The 1,470-nt window shown below is 52.7% G+C and carries 1 protein-coding gene; it reads left to right on the top strand.

The window, feature by feature from the left end:
- Positions 1 to 54 precede the first annotated feature (54 nt).
- On the top strand, positions 55 to 1,470 hold a 1,416-nt coding region (locus QEH53_RS23705), incomplete at its 3' end, for a VCBS repeat-containing protein (RefSeq protein ID WP_309025716.1).

Raw genomic sequence — 1,470 nt, 5'->3', positions numbered from 1 at the left:
GCTGGGCTCTCCGGCGCTGCTGTTCTCGAACGCCGGGCAGGAGGGAGGCGAGCGATGAGGCTGCACCGCGTAGCGGCTTGCTCCGCGATTGCTCTGTTCGCGATTTCGGCTCTTTGCGAAGGAAACGCTGGAATCTCCTCTGAACTTTTTGTGCAAAGAGAGTCCAACGGCGCGACACAGTTGTTTACGAATTTGAATCCTGATAAAACGGGGCTATCGGTTGTGAACAGTTATGAGGATCCGCGGATGTGGACCGAGCGTTACCAAGAGATGGTTTACGGCACAATCGGCACTGGAGTCGCTGTTGCGGACTACGATAGGGATGGATTTCCTGATGTCTTCATCGCGGTAAAGACAGGCGGTTCCCGGCTCTACAGAAATCGTGGCGAAATGCGTTTCGAGGATGTGACAGAAAGTGCAGGGCTGATCGAAAACGACGATTCTTGGTCGAAACGAATAACAAATTGGTTCGACAGCGATACCGACGAAGCGTCCGAGAGTTGGGATCAAGGTGCTGTGTTTGCTGATGTGAACAACGATGGGTGGCTTGACCTTTTCGTTACTAGTTTTGCAGCTCCAAACCGACTTTATATCAACCAAGGTGATGGAACTTTCGAGGAGGAAGCAGACGTTCGCGGGCTGAACTTGGTGGATTCAAGTGGATCGGCCGCCTTCTGCGATTACGATCGCGACGGGTGGTTAGATGTTTATATACAAACAAATATATCAGACGCCTTGGCTTCGCCTGAAGGTCAGCCCGATCGCCTGTATCGAAATCTCGGTGACGGTTATTTCTCCGATGTTTCGAACCAATCAGGAATAGCAGGAGTGTCCGCTGGGCATTCGGCGACTTGGTGGGATTATGACGGCGACCTGCTCCCAGATTTGTATGTGGCAAATGACTTCGTGAATCCAGATAAGCTGTATCGGAATCTTGGCGACGGAACGTTCGAGGATGTCTTGGAGAGCTTGGTTCCAGTTATGCCCTATTACTCCATGGGCGCTGATATTGGTGACGTGAATAACGATGGCCGTTTTGACTTACTAGTGGGCGACATGGCACCCTCTACTCATGAAAAAGATCAACGGGGAATGGCGGTCTCAAGAGCTCGTGAGATGGGCAAAGGGCTCAAAGATGTCGCACCCCAGGTCATGCGGAATGCCTTGTATTTGAACACGGGTACGGAGCGTTTTCTAGAGATTGCATCACTTGCGGATGTTGCTCGGACTGACTGGACCTGGTCGGTTCGCTTCGAGGATTTGGACTGCGATGGCTTCGTGGACTTGCACGTCACCAACGGGATGGTGCGGGAGTATCACAACGCTGACATCTTAAGGAAGATTATGGGTTCGATGAATCGGATGGGTCAGCGAGGTATCATGCGAGCGAGCCCATTGCTTTCGGAGTCGAACCTTGCGTTCCGCAACCTGGGTGGGCTGAGCTTCGAGCGCGTGGAGTCGTCCTGGGGT

This window comes from Pelagicoccus sp. SDUM812002 (assembly GCF_031127835.1).
In the GTDB taxonomy this organism is placed as follows: Bacteria; Verrucomicrobiota; Verrucomicrobiia; order Opitutales; family Opitutaceae; genus Pelagicoccus.
This window is presented reverse-complemented; position numbering and strand designations above follow the sequence as displayed.